19 protein-coding genes are annotated in these 14,540 nt (G+C 67.5%); 13 read left to right on the top strand and 6 right to left on the bottom strand.

Annotated elements, in window-relative coordinates:
• Positions 1-34: 34 nt before the first annotated feature.
• Both OHB23_RS10535 and OHB23_RS10530 read left to right on the top strand, forming a co-directional pair.
• Positions 35-370 carry a hypothetical protein gene (locus OHB23_RS10535; RefSeq protein WP_328811542.1) on the top strand — a complete coding sequence of 112 codons (336 nt, stop codon included), beginning with the start codon at positions 35-37 and terminating at the stop codon, positions 368-370.
• Positions 367-537, top strand: coding sequence for a hypothetical protein (locus OHB23_RS10530; RefSeq protein WP_156380576.1), 171 nt, complete (start codon positions 367-369; stop codon positions 535-537). Before OHB23_RS10535 ends, OHB23_RS10530 begins: the two co-directional genes overlap by 4 nt.
• A 9-nt stretch (positions 538-546) precedes the next feature.
• On the opposite strand, the gene OHB23_RS10525 is transcribed toward OHB23_RS10530, so the two are convergent.
• Together OHB23_RS10525 and OHB23_RS10520 are read right to left on the bottom strand one after the other, a co-directional pair.
• Positions 547-1,359 (bottom strand): MerR family transcriptional regulator, encoded by an 813-nt coding sequence (locus tag OHB23_RS10525; protein ID WP_328811541.1) that lies wholly within the window; start codon positions 1,357-1,359, stop codon positions 547-549.
• 12 nt (positions 1,360-1,371) lie between these two features.
• Positions 1,372-1,707, bottom strand: coding sequence for a nuclear transport factor 2 family protein (locus OHB23_RS10520; RefSeq protein ID WP_222629890.1), 336 nt, complete (start codon positions 1,705-1,707; stop codon positions 1,372-1,374).
• Positions 1,708-1,868: 161 nt separating this feature from the next.
• Here OHB23_RS10520 and OHB23_RS10515 point away from each other — a divergent pair, with 161 nt between their 5' ends.
• From OHB23_RS10515 to OHB23_RS10500, 4 genes are read left to right on the top strand one after another with little or no spacing between them, the layout of a single operon-like run.
• The gene (locus OHB23_RS10515) at positions 1,869-2,846 is read left to right on the top strand and encodes an intradiol ring-cleavage dioxygenase (RefSeq protein ID WP_328811540.1); all 978 of its coding nucleotides are present in this window, start codon (positions 1,869-1,871) and stop codon (positions 2,844-2,846) included.
• A gap of 23 nt (positions 2,847-2,869) precedes the next feature.
• A complete protein-coding gene (locus tag OHB23_RS10510) occupies positions 2,870-3,103 on the top strand; it encodes a twin-arginine translocase TatA/TatE family subunit (protein ID WP_027505561.1) in 234 nt (77 codons plus the stop codon).
• Positions 3,100-3,882, top strand: coding sequence for a twin-arginine translocase subunit TatC (gene tatC / locus OHB23_RS10505; RefSeq protein WP_328811539.1), 783 nt, complete (start codon positions 3,100-3,102; stop codon positions 3,880-3,882). Before OHB23_RS10510 ends, tatC begins: the two co-directional genes overlap by 4 nt.
• Positions 3,870-4,337, top strand: coding sequence for a preprotein translocase (locus OHB23_RS10500; RefSeq protein ID WP_222638510.1), 468 nt, complete (start codon positions 3,870-3,872; stop codon positions 4,335-4,337). The genes tatC and OHB23_RS10500 overlap by 13 nt, the downstream gene beginning before the upstream one ends.
• Positions 4,338-4,492: 155 nt before the next feature.
• Here the strand turns inward: OHB23_RS10500 and OHB23_RS10495 are convergent, their stop codons facing one another.
• Positions 4,493-5,440, bottom strand: a complete 948-nt coding sequence (locus OHB23_RS10495; protein ID WP_328811538.1) for an ABC transporter substrate-binding protein — start codon at positions 5,438-5,440, stop codon at positions 4,493-4,495.
• Positions 5,441-5,592: 152 nt separating this feature from the next.
• Between OHB23_RS10495 and OHB23_RS10490 the strand changes: the two genes are divergently transcribed.
• The gene (locus tag OHB23_RS10490; RefSeq protein ID WP_222629878.1) at positions 5,593-6,108 is read left to right on the top strand and encodes a hypothetical protein; all 516 of its coding nucleotides are present in this window, start codon (positions 5,593-5,595) and stop codon (positions 6,106-6,108) included.
• Between the two features lie 9 nt (positions 6,109-6,117).
• Here the strand turns inward: OHB23_RS10490 and OHB23_RS10485 are convergent, their stop codons facing one another.
• Positions 6,118-6,738 carry an NAD(P)H-dependent oxidoreductase gene (locus tag OHB23_RS10485; RefSeq protein WP_328811537.1) on the bottom strand — a complete coding sequence of 207 codons (621 nt, stop codon included), beginning with the start codon at positions 6,736-6,738 and terminating at the stop codon, positions 6,118-6,120.
• Between the two features lie 98 nt (positions 6,739-6,836).
• Between OHB23_RS10485 and OHB23_RS10480 the strand changes: the two genes are divergently transcribed.
• The 3 genes from OHB23_RS10480 (at position 6,837) to OHB23_RS10470 (ending at position 9,231) form a co-directional block, all read left to right on the top strand.
• The gene (locus OHB23_RS10480) at positions 6,837-7,412 is read left to right on the top strand and encodes a TetR/AcrR family transcriptional regulator (RefSeq protein WP_261776294.1); all 576 of its coding nucleotides are present in this window, start codon (positions 6,837-6,839) and stop codon (positions 7,410-7,412) included.
• Between the two features lie 100 nt (positions 7,413-7,512).
• A complete protein-coding gene (locus OHB23_RS10475; RefSeq protein ID WP_328811536.1) occupies positions 7,513-8,730 on the top strand; it encodes an FAD-dependent monooxygenase in 1,218 nt (405 codons plus the stop codon).
• A gap of 30 nt (positions 8,731-8,760) precedes the next feature.
• Positions 8,761-9,231 (top strand): MarR family winged helix-turn-helix transcriptional regulator, encoded by a 471-nt coding sequence (locus tag OHB23_RS10470; protein WP_027505555.1) that lies wholly within the window; start codon positions 8,761-8,763, stop codon positions 9,229-9,231.
• 3 nt (positions 9,232-9,234) lie between these two features.
• Here the strand turns inward: OHB23_RS10470 and OHB23_RS10465 are convergent, their stop codons facing one another.
• Positions 9,235-10,515 carry a sensor domain-containing phosphodiesterase gene (locus OHB23_RS10465; RefSeq protein WP_051613303.1) on the bottom strand — a complete coding sequence of 427 codons (1,281 nt, stop codon included), beginning with the start codon at positions 10,513-10,515 and terminating at the stop codon, positions 9,235-9,237.
• A 199-nt stretch (positions 10,516-10,714) separates the two neighbouring features.
• On the opposite strand from OHB23_RS10465, the gene OHB23_RS10460 reads away from it, so the two are divergent.
• Genes OHB23_RS10460 through OHB23_RS10450 form a run of 3 tightly spaced genes read left to right on the top strand, consistent with a single transcriptional unit; the run spans position 10,715 to position 12,929 of the window.
• Complete coding sequence (locus tag OHB23_RS10460) at positions 10,715-11,566, top strand: SDR family oxidoreductase (protein WP_328811535.1); 852 nt, start codon at positions 10,715-10,717, stop codon at positions 11,564-11,566.
• Between the two features lie 59 nt (positions 11,567-11,625).
• The gene (locus tag OHB23_RS10455) at positions 11,626-12,279 is read left to right on the top strand and encodes a helix-turn-helix domain-containing protein (RefSeq protein WP_308115820.1); all 654 of its coding nucleotides are present in this window, start codon (positions 11,626-11,628) and stop codon (positions 12,277-12,279) included.
• Positions 12,276-12,929, top strand: a complete 654-nt coding sequence (locus OHB23_RS10450) for an enoyl-CoA hydratase/isomerase family protein (RefSeq protein WP_328811534.1) — start codon at positions 12,276-12,278, stop codon at positions 12,927-12,929. Before OHB23_RS10455 ends, OHB23_RS10450 begins: the two co-directional genes overlap by 4 nt.
• An 18-nt stretch (positions 12,930-12,947) precedes the next feature.
• Here the strand turns inward: OHB23_RS10450 and OHB23_RS10445 are convergent, their stop codons facing one another.
• Entirely contained in the window at positions 12,948-14,450 is a 1,503-nt protein-coding gene (locus tag OHB23_RS10445; protein ID WP_328811533.1) for a flavin-containing monooxygenase, read from the bottom strand.
• Positions 14,451-14,540: the final 90 nt, after the last annotated feature.

Below are 14,540 nucleotides of genomic sequence, written 5' to 3'. Positions count from 1 at the left end.
ACGCTGAGGAGATCCGCTACGTGAGGAAAAGCAGATGACCGTGATCCCGGCCGTCGCGCTCGTCGTCATCGGCAGCGCTCTTGCTGCAGTGGGTGCCGAGGTCACGGCTCGGGAGAACCCGCGAGTCGTTCTGTCGCTCACACATGAGAACACCGCGACTCGGATCACGACGAGAATTCGCCTGCTTCGCGGGCTCGGCGTCTTCGCGCTGATGCTCGGCAGCTTCTACCTCGGACCGGCGTTGTGGCCACACTCGTTCGCGGGACCCATCGCGCTGAGCGCGGCAGTGCTGACGATCGGCTACTTTCTTCCCCACGTCGTCATCACACGCCGCCACAATTCGGCCGTCGAGGGTCGGGTGACCTCGTGATCGCGGCAGCACTCGTCTTCGTCGTCGCTGCGGCGCTGCGCATCTGGACCGATTTCCAGGTGTCCGCCGTGAATGTCGGCCACACGTCCTCGCCCTCTACGTTCCGTAGCGTGGTCATCACCACCACTCACAATCGTCATCACGCAACGCGCGCAACCGGACCCTGACGGTCGCGGTCACAGCGCGGTGGGGTCCCGGACCGGCCAGCCGATCTCCGTCACCAGTTCACCCTCGAAGACGACGCCTCGCGGATAGCGCTCACGCACGGGTCCTTCTCGTCCGATGCCGTGCTCTGCGACATGGGTGCCGAGCGCAGAGTACGTCTCGTCGATCCGGGCGTCCGGACCGTCGTGCAGCGCCACGGCGAAGTGGCCTCCGGCAACCGTCACCACGTCGAGAGCGCACCGAGCGGCACGCGCCGCGTCGACGGGGTACCACAATGATGCGGAGCCCGTCTCGTCCGCGAACAGTTCCTTGTCGAAGTCGGCCCCGAGCGGCCCGACAGCCTCGATCCCAGCACTACTCAGGCGCTCGATCAGGGTGTGGTGCGCGGTATTCCACCAGTCCGCGACGCCGGACAGCGTCACGGTGCCGCTGACGGCCACGGCGACGATCGGGGGGTCGGTCCGCATCTCGATCGACGGCGACGTCGTCGACTCGTTCACCAGTGCGCGGAGAGATGACACCGCGTCGTGCGTCCGCCGCAATTCCGACTCCAGGCGATCGAGGTGCTGCGTGAGCACACTGCGCCGAACACTGTCGTTCTCGGCGGTGACGTAGGACCGCACATCAGGAAGCGGCATGTCGAGGTCGCGCAGTCGCTTGATCACTTGTGCACTCGCGACCTGGGAGACGTCGTAATAGCGGTACCCGCTCGACGGATCGACGTCGACCGGTTCCAGGAGGCCAGCATCGTGATAGAGCCGCAACGCTTTTCGCGTCAATCTCGTCATCGTCGAGAACTCGCCGATGGTCACCCGCGCCGCCACGGACCCAGTCTCTCATCCACCGATGGTCAACCGTGAGATCACGCCGTCGGCGAGCTCGAATCGGTAGACGAGGTCGGCCACCCCACCGGGGAAGTTCCCGGCGATACGAACCGAGACTCGATGATTCCTCGCATCGACGAGCTCGGACCCCGTCACCGTCGTGGTGTAGGTGTAGCGGCCGGCCACGGTCTCACGCCACGCGCGGATCTCGTCGCGGCCCCGGTAGGTGTGGCCTTCGTCCGTCACAGTTCCGTCCGGAGCAAAGCATGACGTGAGTGAGTCGCTGTCGTCGCGGTCGGCGGCATCGAGGTAGCGGAGAACGACGTCGGGAGCATCTGTGGTGGTCATGCGTCGAGAATCAGCCCTGCCCCGAGGTGAAGGTCAAGTGGTGGCCGGACCACACACGCTCCCGGGTGCCTCACAGCTGGCGTGCAGGCCGCTCCCCGGAACCTCACGAAGTATCGACTCCACACCGAAACGCACACCGCGACAACCGAGGAGCCACCGCAATGAGCACCGTTCCGGAACCCACCCCCACACCCGACGGGCCCACCTACGCCGGGCGCCCACTCCCCCGGCCCGACGAGGACGTCGTCGATCAGGGAGTCGGTTTCGACATCGCCACTCTCGTCACCCGCCGCAGAGTCCTCAGCGTCGTCGGCGCCGGAGCCGGAGCACTGGCCCTGGCCGCGTGCTCGGGGTCGTCCGACACCGCGAGCACCACGACCGCCACCGCTGTCGCCACCGCCGCAGTCGCCACGAACGAGATCCCCGATGAGACCAATGGCCCCTACCCGGCCGACGGAAGCAACGGCGTCAACGTCCTCGAGGAATCGGGAATCGTCCGCGCCGACGTCACCTCGAGCCTGGACGGCGGCACCGTCGCCGCCGGAGTTCCGTTGTCGATGACCTTCACCGTCACCGACCTCGCGAACGACAACAACCCCTTCACCGGCGCCGCCGTCTACCTGTGGCACTGCGACGCAGCCGGCAAGTACTCGATGTACTCCGACGGCATCGAGGACGAAACCTATCTGCGCGGCGTCCAGGTCGCCGATGCCGCCGGCGTCGTGACCTTCACGACCATCGTCCCGGCCTGCTATTCCGGCCGCTGGACGCACATCCACTTCGAGGTCTACCCGGACATCGCCTCCGCCACCACCGCCGACAACGCGATAGCCACCTCCCAGGTCGCCTTCCCCCGGGACATGCTCGACGCCGTCTACCAGCTGGACACCTACGCCGGGTCAACCGAGAACCTCACCCAGATCGGCAGTCTCGACAACGACAACGTGTTCGGCGACGGCCACGACCTCGAGATGGGCACCTTCACCGGCGACCCCACCTCCGGCTACGTCGGATCACTGGCCGTTGCCATCGACACCACCACCGAACCCGCCGCCGGCGCAGCACCCGCCGGGGGCGGGCCCGGCGGCGGACAACCTCCCATGGGCGGCGGGCCCCCTCCCGCCGCACCGTCCAACTGACCACTCACACAGAAGGAATCATCATGTTGCACAACCTGACCGGCTGGCACGCACTCATCGTCCTCGCCATCCTGCTTCTCGTCTTCGGCTCGACCAAGCTCCCCTCCCTCGCCAAAGGCGTCGGGCAGTCCATGCGCATCCTCAAGGACGAGGTCCGCGACGACACCCCCACGCCGTCGACGGGACGCGTCGACGCCGTCGACTCGACCACGACCGCCGCGGACGGCGTCCCGGTGCCGTACCGACACGCCTCATGACCACGACCACCGCCGCGCGAGGCACTATGCCCCTCGCCGGGCATGTCAGCGAGGCACGCCGCCGCGCGACCCGCGCGGCGGTGTCGCTGGTCGTCGGAGTGATTCTCGGCTTCGTACTCTCCGACCAGATCCTCGACGTCCTGCGCACACCGGTGGAGGAACTCGCGCAGTCCCGTCAGGCCAGCCTCAACTACGACACCGTCACCGGGGCCTTCGACCTGCAGATGAGGATCGGCCTCTTCTCGGGAATCATCCTGTCTAGCCCGGTCTGGCTGCGAGAACTGTTCGCCTACCTCACCCCCGGCCTCACGGCTCGGGAGAAGAAGTACGTCCTCGGCTTCACCGCGGCGGCGGTGCCACTGTTCGCCGCCGGGTGCGCCTTCGGCTTCCTCATCTTCCCCCGCATGGTCACCGTCCTCGCGAGCTTCTCCTCCGATCAGGACAGCACCATCCTCGACGCCTCCTACTACGTGGACTTCGTCATGAAGATCGTCCTCGCCACCGGGGTCGCGTTCGTCCTGCCCGTGCTGCTGGTGATGCTCAACTGCCTCGGAGTCCTGTCCGCCCACCGTCTACGCAGCAGTTGGCGGATCATCGTCGTCGTCATCGCCCTCTTCAGCGCGCTCGTCACGCCGGCGGCCGACGTGCTGTCGATGTTTCTCGTCGCACTGCCGATGTCGGCGCTCTTCGGAGCCGCCGTGGCCATCACCACCGTGCACGACCGGCGGGCACTCACCTCGAACCCCACCACGATCGGGAGAACCCCATGTTCGGACTGACTCTCGAGAAGCTGTTCTTCGTCGCCGTCATCGCCGGCCTCGTCCTCGGACCGAGCCGGCTGCCCGGCTACGCACACCACCTCACCCGCGCGATTCGAACGCTGAAGCAGTTCGTCGAGACGACGCGCGCCACGGCGGAGCGGGAAATGGGCGTGTCGCTTCACCGTTCGGAGTGGGAGTCGCTCGACCTACGGCAGTACGACCCACGACGCATCGTGCGCGACGCACTCCACGACACCACCCCGAACACCGTCGTTACCGACGACATGATCGAGCAGGCGGAGCGGATACGGCCGGGCCAGAAGTACCTGGTGACAGGACCGTCCTCGCACCCCGTCCGCACCCTCATCGCCTCGTTGCCCGCCGACGACCCCCGACGAATCGCTGCGAGACTCGTGGCAGAGGTAGACGCGCCTGCCGCTGATGCGAAAGACCTCCAGCGAGAGACGCTGTAGGGCTTCAGGTCGGCAGTGTCGCTCGACACCAGGGAAGCCGCACGGGTTCCACGTCGCCCACACCCCCTTCAGCCGGCTTGAGGGGGTGTGGTGCGCTGCGACCCGTGCAGCTGGTCGACGACGCCTGCGCCGAGCACGTCCGCGCCGAAGACCGCTCAGCCGGGCGACCCGTACATCTGCTCGACGAGGTCGAGTGACCACTGCGCTGTGATAGGCCCACCGTCGTTGGTGAACTTGTCCGTTCGCACCACCCGCCCGTCCCGCACAGCCGGCAGATCGGCCCAGAGTCGATTCGACTCCAGTGCTCGTAGATCGTCACTCGACGTGATGGCCGCGAGAAGAACGTCCGAATCCGCTGCGACAGGGATGTTCTCCGCTGCGAAGTCGGCCTCGGGACGAGCCGATTGCCAGGCCTGTCCGAATCGAGCCCCGACGTCCTCCAGCACCAGCGAGGTGATTCGCTCCCTGTTGATCGAGATGCCACCGCCGTCTCCGGTGGCGATCGACAGCACCGTCGTGTCACCGAGAGGTCCTGCGAGTTGCTGTCGGAGCGCGTCGACGCGGTCCGAGTACTCGTCGAGCAGTGTGGCGGCCGTGTCCTCGCGACCCAGTGCCGCACCGACCCTGGTCACGTCGTCCTGCCAGGACACCCCGGAATCGGTCGATCCCACGGGGAGCACAGGCGCGACGGCGCTCAACTGGTCGTAGATCTCCTCGACCACCTCGTCACGCGCGATGATGAGGTCGGGATCCGCTGCGGCCACGGCTTCGATGTCGATGCTGTTGCGCGGGAACAGCTCCGCGACTCCCCGCGACAGCAGGTCTCGGGTCGGTGCCGTCAACGGCCCCGGGATCTCCGGCGGAGCCTCGGACTCGACGGGCATGCCGACGACAGGGAGGCCGAAGGACAGGGCGATGTCCAGATCCCGACGCCCGTCGATGACCACGACCGACCGGATCTCGTCGGGGACGACGATGGCCCCCAGGCTGGTGTCGACCGTGCGGCCGGTGGCGTCGTCGGCCGAGACGTCCGCACTGCAGGCGGTCAGCACCGCGACGGCACCGGCAACTGCGAAGACTTTGGTAAAGGATTGGTAATGCACGCCTCACCGTAGCGAGGTGGCCGACAGCATTGTGGCGCCAGCTCGGGCCCGAGCATGTGTGAACGGTCACGATGCGTCAACGACACCGCAACGCCGACCGGACTCGCGCTCACCCACCACCCTGGTCCCTTTCGTCCCGTATCGTGCCACTCGTGTCTTCCTCGTGGTTCAGACGTCTGGCCGTCACAGGTTCCGCAGTCGTCGGCGTACTCGCGACATCACCCGGCCTCGCATCGGCCCACCACCAGGAGTTCACACCCTTCCCGTACAACATCTCACTGGGCCGGGGAATGTCGTTGCCGTGCGCCGGCGAGGTGGGTGGCGACGTGTACACACCCCACGACAGGCCCGGCATCGCCGTAGTCACTCTGACCTGGAGGACGTTCGTCACCGACGCGTGCCCACTGGCCGTCTACGTGAACATGAACAACACCGACGCACCTCGCGTGGATCCCTACAGCGGCGCGAAGCCGACAGGCGGGACCTGGATGGTCCATCTCGAGTCGGCCGCCATCGGCACGGTCCCACCCGCGGGCAGGAAGTGGACCGAGCAGATTGCGATCGACATCGGTTCCGGCAGAGCGGGACTGACCCTCACCACGGACGCTCCACTCAACACCACCCTGCTCGACCCCGCGGGCAACACGGTTCGCTTCACGGTGGCCTAGCCACCGAGTTCACGCCCGCGCACCGGAAGCCTCCGCCGCCGAGGAACGGACCCGGGCCGCCACGCCGTCCACGATCGCCCGCGCATCCCGGGCGAGGGAGTCACGTGAGCGCGTCTCCGCGTCGTGGACGATTCCCGTGTGCCCGGTTCGCGCGCCGGTGTATCCGAGAATGCCGGTGATGATCTGGGTGGACAGGGCGGTGTCGTAGCCGCGCTTCGCGAATCCCTCGGCGTCCTCCCCCGCGACCATGGCCAGATGCACGGTCAGGTGGTCGAGCCTGCGTCCGGTCGGCGTGACTCCGGTGTCGAATGCCCACCCGTCGGTAAAGACGCGATCGACCCACCCCTTGAGGAGCGCGGGCATCGACCACCAGTAGACCGGAAAGACCAGAACCAGGTCGTCGACACCGTCCAGGCGACGCTGTTGGGCGAGCACATCCGCAGGAGGAGTCCCACCCGCCGGGTATCCGGCGCGGTCCTCGAGCGAGAACCGTGGATCGAAGCCCTCGGCATGAAGGTCGGCGACAGCTGTGGACACGGCGTCCTCGGCGAGTCGGTCGGCGACGGAGCGAGCGAGACGCTGGGTGAAGGACGTGGGGTCGGGGTGAGCGACGACGACGAGCGCGGTCATGACGATCCTCTCAGTCGGGATGTACCATCAGTAGGTTACCGATGGTAGGTTACCAACGGTACATAAGAGACAAGGCGGTGTCGATGGCACGGGTGCGAATGACGAGAGAGGATCGCCACGAGCAACTGGTGACCCTGGCCTGGACGATCGTGCGCGAGGAAGGCGCCGACGCACTGACGCTGGGTCGACTCGCGCACGCGGCCGGTATCACCAAACCTGTTGTCTACAGTCACTTTCCCTCACGCGCAGCCTTGCTGGTGGCCTTGTTCGAGGCGTACGACGCGACGCAGACACTCGCACTGGAGCAGGCGCTCGACGCGGTCGAGCACTCACTCGCCGAGCGAGCGCGCGCCATCGCCACGGCGCACGTCGACTGCGTGGTCACCCACGGGCGCGAACTGGCGGGCGTCGCCGCGGCCCTGGAAGGCGCACCCGAGTTGGCCGACTACAAGCGTCGGTCTGACGCCGCCTACTCGGATCGGTGTCGATCATTCCTCGAACCGTTCGCCGAGGGAGCGCTTCCGGCGTCGACCATGACCGCCGTTCTCGGTGCAGCGGAGGCACTCTCGGCAGAAGCAGCTGCGGGAAACTTGGACACTCGGGAGGCGTACGACGAACTGACGGCGACCATCGTCGACGGAGTGGAACGCAGCCGTCGACGCGTCGCCGACTGACCGAGACGAGGCCGCAAAGGACTCTTCATGGTGAAGTTACTTCACAGTGAAGCTATAGTGGTGGCGGGTCGGCCTCGACCCCCCATCGAAAGGCTCGACCGTGACCGCCTCACAGCAGCGCCCCGTCCGCGTCCTCGTCACCGGCGCGAGTGTTGCCGGCCCGACTGTCGCATGGGGGCTTGCACGCACCGGTTTCGACGTCACCCTGCTCGAACGGTCGGCGTCGCCGCGTGAGACGGGACAGAACATCGACATTCGCGGCCTCGGCCGAGAGATCGTCCGACGCATGGGTGTCGATCACTCGATCATGGAGCACCTCACCGGGGAAGAAGGCACCCGCTTCGTCGACGAGCGCGGAGAACCCTCCGCGGTCTTCCCTCGCGAGGAGGGTCGCGACGGCCCCACCGCGGAGATCGAGATCCTGCGGGGCCGACTGGCGCAGATCCTCGTCGACGCGGTCCCCGACAGTGTCGAACGCCGCTTCGGTGACTTCATCTCCGCCGTCGAGCAGGATGCCTCCGGTGTCGACGTGACCTTCGACAGCGGATCCACCGAGCGCTTCGACCTGGTGCTCGTCGCCGAAGGACGCAGTTCTCGCACACGGCGCCTGATGTTCGGAGCCGAGACCGAGCTGCGCGACTTCGGTGTGAGCATCACCTACGGCACCCTCGATCGGCGTCCCGAGGACGTGAACACGTGGGACTGGTACACGGCGACCCGCGGACGCGTCGCGTCCGTCAGGCCGGACAACGAGGGCACCATCAGAGCGAGCATGTCCTTCCGGTCCGAGCCGTTCGGCTTCGAGAAACTGCCCGTGGTAACCCAAGTGGAGATTCTGCGTGAACGGTTCCGCGGTGCCGGATGGCAGACGGACCGCATCGTGGCGGGGTTCGCGGCCCGTCCGGACGAGTTCTACACCCAGCGCATGGAACAGGTACTCGTCTCCACCTGGAGCAAGGGCAGGGTGGCGCTCGTCGGGGATGCCGCGTGGGGCTCGGGTCCGACCGGAATGGGCACCACACTCTCCCTGGTCGGAGCGCACATCCTCACCGGCGAGTTGGCCGCGCACCCCGATCGACCGGATCTCGCCTTCGCTCGCTACGAGGAGCTCATGCGTGGCTACGCCGACAGCGCGCAAGGACTCCCCCGCGGCGGTGCGAAGCTGCTGCATCCGATGTCTCCCACGGGAGTGCGGGCACTCCGCGTCGGCCACCGCGTGGCGGCTTCGGCGCCCGTGCGCAGACTGTTCCAGTCGACCCTCCTGACGAGCGAGAAGCATGTTCCCCGCCTCGCGGAATACCCTCGTCTCCGTGCCTGACATCGCCCACGCGGGAAAGACCACCCACCGATGACCTCACCCCAGACGCGCGTTCTCCAGGCCCTCCGGCTGTACGCGGTGAGGTACCAGGAATCGGCGCATCTCCTCGCCCGCTGGATGGACCTGCCGACCACGGACGGAACCGCACTGGGAGAGGTGATCTGGGCCGAACGCGAAGGCAGCCCGCTGACTCCCGCGGCGCTGTCGAGGCGGGTGGGCCTCACCTCCGGTGCCACCACGGCGTTGATCAACCGGCTGGAAGAGAGGGGGTTCGTTTCCCGCAACCGCGAGAGCAGAGACCGCAGATCCGTGACGCTGCGGGCCACCGAGGCCGCCCACGAGCGGATCGACCCCTTTCTTCGACGGTCCTCGGCGGCGCTCGACACTGCACTCGGGGACTACGACGCCGACACCGTGGACGCGATCAGCGAATTCCTCGTTCGATTCGCCGATGTGCTGCCGGGGGTCTCCGACGCGGAAGGTCACGTCGAGGACGCGTGAGGATCATCCGCGAGACGGCAGCACGCGCCTCATCAGCGACCGTGCCGCCGACACGACCAGACGACGGTCGTGCGTGAGGATGAACTCGAATCGCCGATCAGCGTCGGGAACGTCGACATCGCCGAGGTCGCGAGCGATCAGCGCCGCGAAGTAGTGCCGGCCCACCGCCGTCACCGTCCACTCGCCCGAGAATCGTTCTGTTGCATCCAGTGCGGCACCGCGCACTCCGGGGGCCGGCTCGTCCGGCAGGCCCACCCCCAGCGCGGCGATGAACGGGTGCAGGGCCGCGAGATCGGCGTACCGGTCGACCACGTTCGGCGCGAACCACCGGGCACGTTGGAATGCCGAGAGCACGATGAGTGGGTCCACAGCGCCGCGGGCGTGGTCCTCGATCTCACGAGCCATGCTCAGCACGAACGCTTTTCGCCCCACCAGGGGTGGGATCTCCCCGAACAGGTCGGACGGCACCTCCGGCACTGCGGAACCGGCCGACGACCGTCTGCGTGACACCACCGACGGCGTCCGGTCGAGAACGTCTCGGCGTCGCGACGTGTCGGACGGCAACGCCGCGGGTCGGCCGAACAGCCAGCCCTGCCCCAGGGTGGCACCGAGCGCTCTGGCACGGGCCAGATGCTCCTCGTTCTCCACACCCTCGGCGAGAATCGTCGCGCCGGTGAACTCGGCGTGCGCACGCACCGCAGCGATGACACGCGCTTGTGCCGGACTCGGATCGGACTGCACCAGCGTGCAGTCCAACTTGATGATGTCCGGTGCCACGAACTCCAGCATGGTGACCGTGGCCTCGTTGGCCCCGACGTCGTCGAGGGCCACCGAGCACCCAAGTCGTCGAGCAGCGTCGACCACCGCCAGCAACGTGGCGGGATCGGACAGCAGCGACCTCTCGGTCAGTTCGATCACGACGTTGATCGGCCGGTCGAAGCTGTCGAGCATTCTCCGTGCGAAGTCGGGTATGACGGGCCCGTTGTGCGGTTCGACGTTGATGAAGACGCTGTACTCGGTACTCAGACCGGCCTCCGCGGCACCGGAGAGTGCGGCCAGTCGGCATGCCCAGTCGAGCTCACGCACCACACCTCGATCCGCCGCCTCGTCGAATACCCGTCCGACATCCACACCGGGTACCGCGGGCCACCGAGCCAACGCCTCGTAACCGACCACCACCCCGGAGTCCAGGTCGACGATCGGCTGATACACCGATCGCGCTCCCCACACGTCCGCCAGGACGGCCTCGACCGCGCGGGATTCGGGATCGACGATGCGCTGCACGCCACCCTCTCCGACGGACTTCCGGGGTTGGTCCGCCGCCGCTCGACTACGGAGCGACTGTGATCACCCCCAGCCTACGGGTCCCGCGCGTGTCGGGACGCTGATCGGGGTTCGAGTAACCGAGCATCCGCTCTGCTACGGTCCGAGGAGTCCGCGGTACTCACCGTTCACCGCGACATCGACGAAGGACGGATGCCTCATGACTTTCTCGGGTAAGACCGTGTTCATCTCCGGGGCCAGCCGCGGCATCGGGCTGGCCATCGCGAAGCGCCTCGCAGCGGACGGCGCCACCATTGCACTGCTGGCCAAGACTGCCGAACCCCACCCCAAGCTCGACGGGACCGTGTACACCGCGGCCGCGGAGATCGAGGAGGCGGGCGGGCAGGCGATGCCCATCGTCGGAGACGTTCGTGACGGCGAGGCGGTGCAGGCCGCCGTCGGCGCCGCCGTGGAGCAGTTCGGTGGCATCGACATCTGCATCAACAACGCCTCGGCGATCAACCTCGGATCCATCGACGAGGTTGCTCTCAAACAGTTCGATCTGATGAACGGCATCCAGGTGCGCGGGACGTACGCCGTGTCGCAGGCGTGCCTGCCCCACATGAAGGGCCGCGACAACCCGCACGTCCTCACGCTCTCACCGCCCTTGCGCCTCGAACAACGGTGGCTCGTGCCGACCCCTTACATGATGGCCAAGTTCGGGATGACGTTGTGCGCCCTGGGAATCGCGGAGGAGATGCGGGAGATCGGCATCGCATCGAACACGCTGTGGCCTCGCACGTTCATCGCGACCGCCGCGGTGCAGAACCTGCTCGGCGGCGACAAGGCGATGAGCGAGGCACGGAAGCCCGAGATCTACGCGGACGCGGCGTACGCGGTGCTGAGCAGACCGGCCCGCGACTACACGGGACAGACTCTGCTGTGCGAGGACGTCCTGCTGGAGTCGGGCGTAACCGACCTGTCGGCATACGACTGCACGCCGGGAGGCGAACTCGCAGTGGACATCTGGGTCGACGAGCCCAATCCCCCGGGCTACCGACCACCCGCCTGAGGCAGCCCGCCGGCGACCACCGTGCCGTAACAGAGCATATGCTCTGGTATGGTTCGGTGGTGCCTCGCCCCCGCCTCCACGACCTCGACGCGCTGATGGACGCCGCCGAGTCGCTGGCGGTCGACTCCGGCGCCTCCGCCGTCACGATCCGCGCGATGTCGGAGCGCACCTCGATCTCCAACGGCGCCATCTATCACGCGTTCGGGTCACGAGCGGGCCTCCTCGGACGAGTGTGGGTCCGTGACGCACGTCGGATGCTCACTCTGCAGAACGATGCGGTGACCACGGCACTCGAGCACCGACCCGGACGTGACTCCGCCGTCCGGGCCGTCGTGGCAGCCGCAGACGCACCGGCTGCCTTCCTCGCCGAATCACCCGTCGCAGCACGGTTTCTCATGACGGTCTCGCGGCGAGAGCTGTTGGGCACCGACGACCTGCCCGACGAGGTCGCCGCAGACCTGCGCACCCTCGACGAGACACTGGCCGCACTGCTCGTCCAACTCTCCCGAGCCCTGTGGAACCGCGCCGATCGCGAGAGCGTCGCCGTCGTCAAGGACTGCGTCGTCGGGCTCCCGACAGCACTGTTGCTGCGCGGCAACACATCACCCGACATCGCCGCCCGGGAACGACTCGCCGCCGCCGTCCGCGGCATTCTCGCCCTGCCCCCACCGACCACGGATCACGCCCCGCCCAGACGAAAGGCCTCCTCATGACCGCCACCCTCGACCTCCGCGACGGCATCGCCGTCCTCACCCTCGGGGACAACGAGAATCGCTTCTCCCCGGACTGGCTCGACACCGTCGGCGCCCAGCTCGACACGGTCGAAGCCGACGCCCGCGGACTCGTCACCGTCGGCACCGGAAAGTTCTACTCCAACGGACTCGACCTCGACTGGCTCATGGCCAACGGCGAGCGCGCCGACTGGTACGTCGGCCGCGTGCACGCTCTGTTCGCCCGCATCCTGACGTTCCCGCTCCCCACCGTCGCCGCCGTCAACGGCCATGCCTTCGGCGCCGGCGCGATGTTCGCTCTGGCGCACGACTTCCGCACCATGCGAGCCGACCGCGGTTACTACTGCTTCCCCGAAGTCGACATCGACATTCCTTTCACCCCGGGCATGGCGGCGCTGATCCAGGCGAAGCTGTCACCGCAGGACGCCGTCGTCGCGATGACCACGGGGCACCGTTACGGCGGCGCCGACGCACTGGCCGCGAGACTCGTCGACGCCATCGCCCCCGACGACGAGGTCGTCGGTGCCGCGATCGAGCGGATCACGCCCATTGCCGGCAAGGACCGCGGCACCCTCGGCGCGATCAAGACCACCATGTTCGCGCCGGTCGTCGCGGCTCTGCGCGCGAGCTGAGTTCGACCTCGGCGGCGATCAGCCCGCCCGTCCACCGAAGGCGTAGTCGGCCAGGGGGAATCGGCGGCTGCGCCATGCCGCCTCGGGAGTGGTCGACGCCCGGAACGGCACGTCCCCGTTCGCGGTGAAGTAGTAGCTGTTGGCGCCGGCACACGTCGGATCGGTGAAGACCTGCCACGACCGACGTGCCAGTATCGCGCTCATGTACTGCTCCTGCGCCGCCGAGGTCACCTCGGCGAAGGTGGCCCGGCGTCGACGAGCCTCGGTCAGGACACGCACGATGTGCGCGGCACTGTTCTCGACCAGGGTGAAGAACGAGGCGCCGTTGTATCCGTAGGGGCCGAAGACGGTGAAGAAGTTCGGAAAGCCCGCCGTCGCGACGCCCTGATAGGTGTGGAACCTCTCGGCGTCCCAGTGCTCCGCCAGATCGGTGCCGTAGGCGGAGGTGAGCGGATACGTCGGCAGTGCGTCCCTGTCGGTGACCTTGAATCCGGTGGCGAGGACCAACACGTCGAGCTCGTGCTGCACGCCGTCGCTCGTGCGGATGCCGCCGGGCGTGATCGCCTCGATGGACGTCGTCTGCAGAGAGACGTTGTCCCGGTTGAACGTCGAGAGATACGAGTTGTGGAAACTCGGCCGTTTGCACCCGAGCGCGTAGGTCGGAGTCAGGGCGTCCCGTGTGGCCGGATCGTGTACCTGTGCGTCGATGTACCGACGCGCGGCGACCTGGAGAGCCGCGGTGGCGGGAACCCACTTGTGAAAGTGCGCCAGCACCGGGAACGTCGCCTCGACGAACGCCTGGCTCGCCAGGCGGGCGATCTGCCGGACTCCGGGGACTGTCTCGAGACTCGCGCGTCCCATTCGGCCGAGCGGGAAGTCCGGCTTCGGCAGGCACCAGATGGGCGTGCGTTGAAACACCGTCAGATGGTCCACCTCCGGTGCGATCTCCGGGACCACCTGCACCGCCGTCGCGCCGGTACCGATGATGCCGACCCGCTTACCGGCCAGCGAGACCTCGTGGTTCCACCGGCTGGTGTGCATCGTCGCGCCCTCGAAGGTGTCGATGCCCTCGAAGTCGGGGAGCTTGGGCTGGCTCAGCGGCCCGCCCGCGTGGATCAACCAGCGTGCCGTCACGTCGCCGGCGCTGGTCGAGATCGACCACGTCGCGGACGGCGCATCGAACGAGGCCCCGTGTACGCGCGTGCCGAACTGCAGATGAGGCGCCAGGCCGTACTCGTCGACGATCTGCTCGGCGTAGGCACGCAACTCGCGGCCGGGGGCGTAGCTGCGCGACCAGGTGGATCGCTGAGCAAACGAGAACTGGTAGCTGAAGGACGGGATGTCGACCGCCACGCCCGGATAGGTGTTCCACTGCCACGTGCCGCCGGGACCGTCACCGTCGTCGACGATGAGAAGATCGTCGAAACCGGCCTTGCGGAGCGCGATAGCGGTACCCAGGCCGGAGAAGCCTCCGCCGACGATGACGATCTCGTGGTGCCTGCGCGGTGACGTGTCGGGCATGAGGCCCCTTCTTCGACGGTGTGTGGCCGTCGAGGTGCGTCCCTCGTGGCCTCGTGACTCTGCGACGGTACAACCGTGACCCGAATCGGA

It is taken from the genome of Rhodococcus sp. NBC_00294 (assembly GCF_036163995.1).
Taxonomy (GTDB): domain Bacteria; phylum Actinomycetota; class Actinomycetes; order Mycobacteriales; family Mycobacteriaceae; genus Rhodococcoides.
Note: the sequence above shows the minus strand (reverse complement) of the source record. Positions and strands in the feature narration are given on the sequence as shown.

Bases quoted from the DNA above. Each gene is read 5' to 3' on its own strand.
- OHB23_RS10470 (WP_027505555.1), top strand. From the start codon at position 8,761: ATGACCTCACCCCAGACGCGCGTTCTCCAGGCCCTCCGGCTGTACGCG.
- OHB23_RS10450 (WP_328811534.1), top strand. From the start codon at position 12,276: ATGACCGCCACCCTCGACCTCCGCGACGGCATCGCCGTCCTCACCCTC.
- OHB23_RS10460 (WP_328811535.1), top strand. From the start codon at position 10,715: ATGACTTTCTCGGGTAAGACCGTGTTCATCTCCGGGGCCAGCCGCGGC.
- OHB23_RS10515 (WP_328811540.1), top strand. From the start codon at position 1,869: ATGAGCACCGTTCCGGAACCCACCCCCACACCCGACGGGCCCACCTAC.
- OHB23_RS10500 (WP_222638510.1), top strand. From the start codon at position 3,870: ATGTTCGGACTGACTCTCGAGAAGCTGTTCTTCGTCGCCGTCATCGCC.
- tatC (WP_328811539.1), top strand. From the start codon at position 3,100: ATGACCACGACCACCGCCGCGCGAGGCACTATGCCCCTCGCCGGGCAT.
- OHB23_RS10485 (WP_328811537.1), bottom strand. From the start codon at position 6,738: ATGACCGCGCTCGTCGTCGTCGCTCACCCCGACCCCACGTCCTTCACC.
- OHB23_RS10480 (WP_261776294.1), top strand. From the start codon at position 6,837: ATGACGAGAGAGGATCGCCACGAGCAACTGGTGACCCTGGCCTGGACG.
- OHB23_RS10510 (WP_027505561.1), top strand. From the start codon at position 2,870: ATGTTGCACAACCTGACCGGCTGGCACGCACTCATCGTCCTCGCCATC.
- OHB23_RS10520 (WP_222629890.1), bottom strand. From the start codon at position 1,707: ATGACCACCACAGATGCTCCCGACGTCGTTCTCCGCTACCTCGATGCC.
- OHB23_RS10445 (WP_328811533.1), bottom strand. From the start codon at position 14,450: ATGCCCGACACGTCACCGCGCAGGCACCACGAGATCGTCATCGTCGGC.
- OHB23_RS10535 (WP_328811542.1), top strand. From the start codon at position 35: ATGACCGTGATCCCGGCCGTCGCGCTCGTCGTCATCGGCAGCGCTCTT.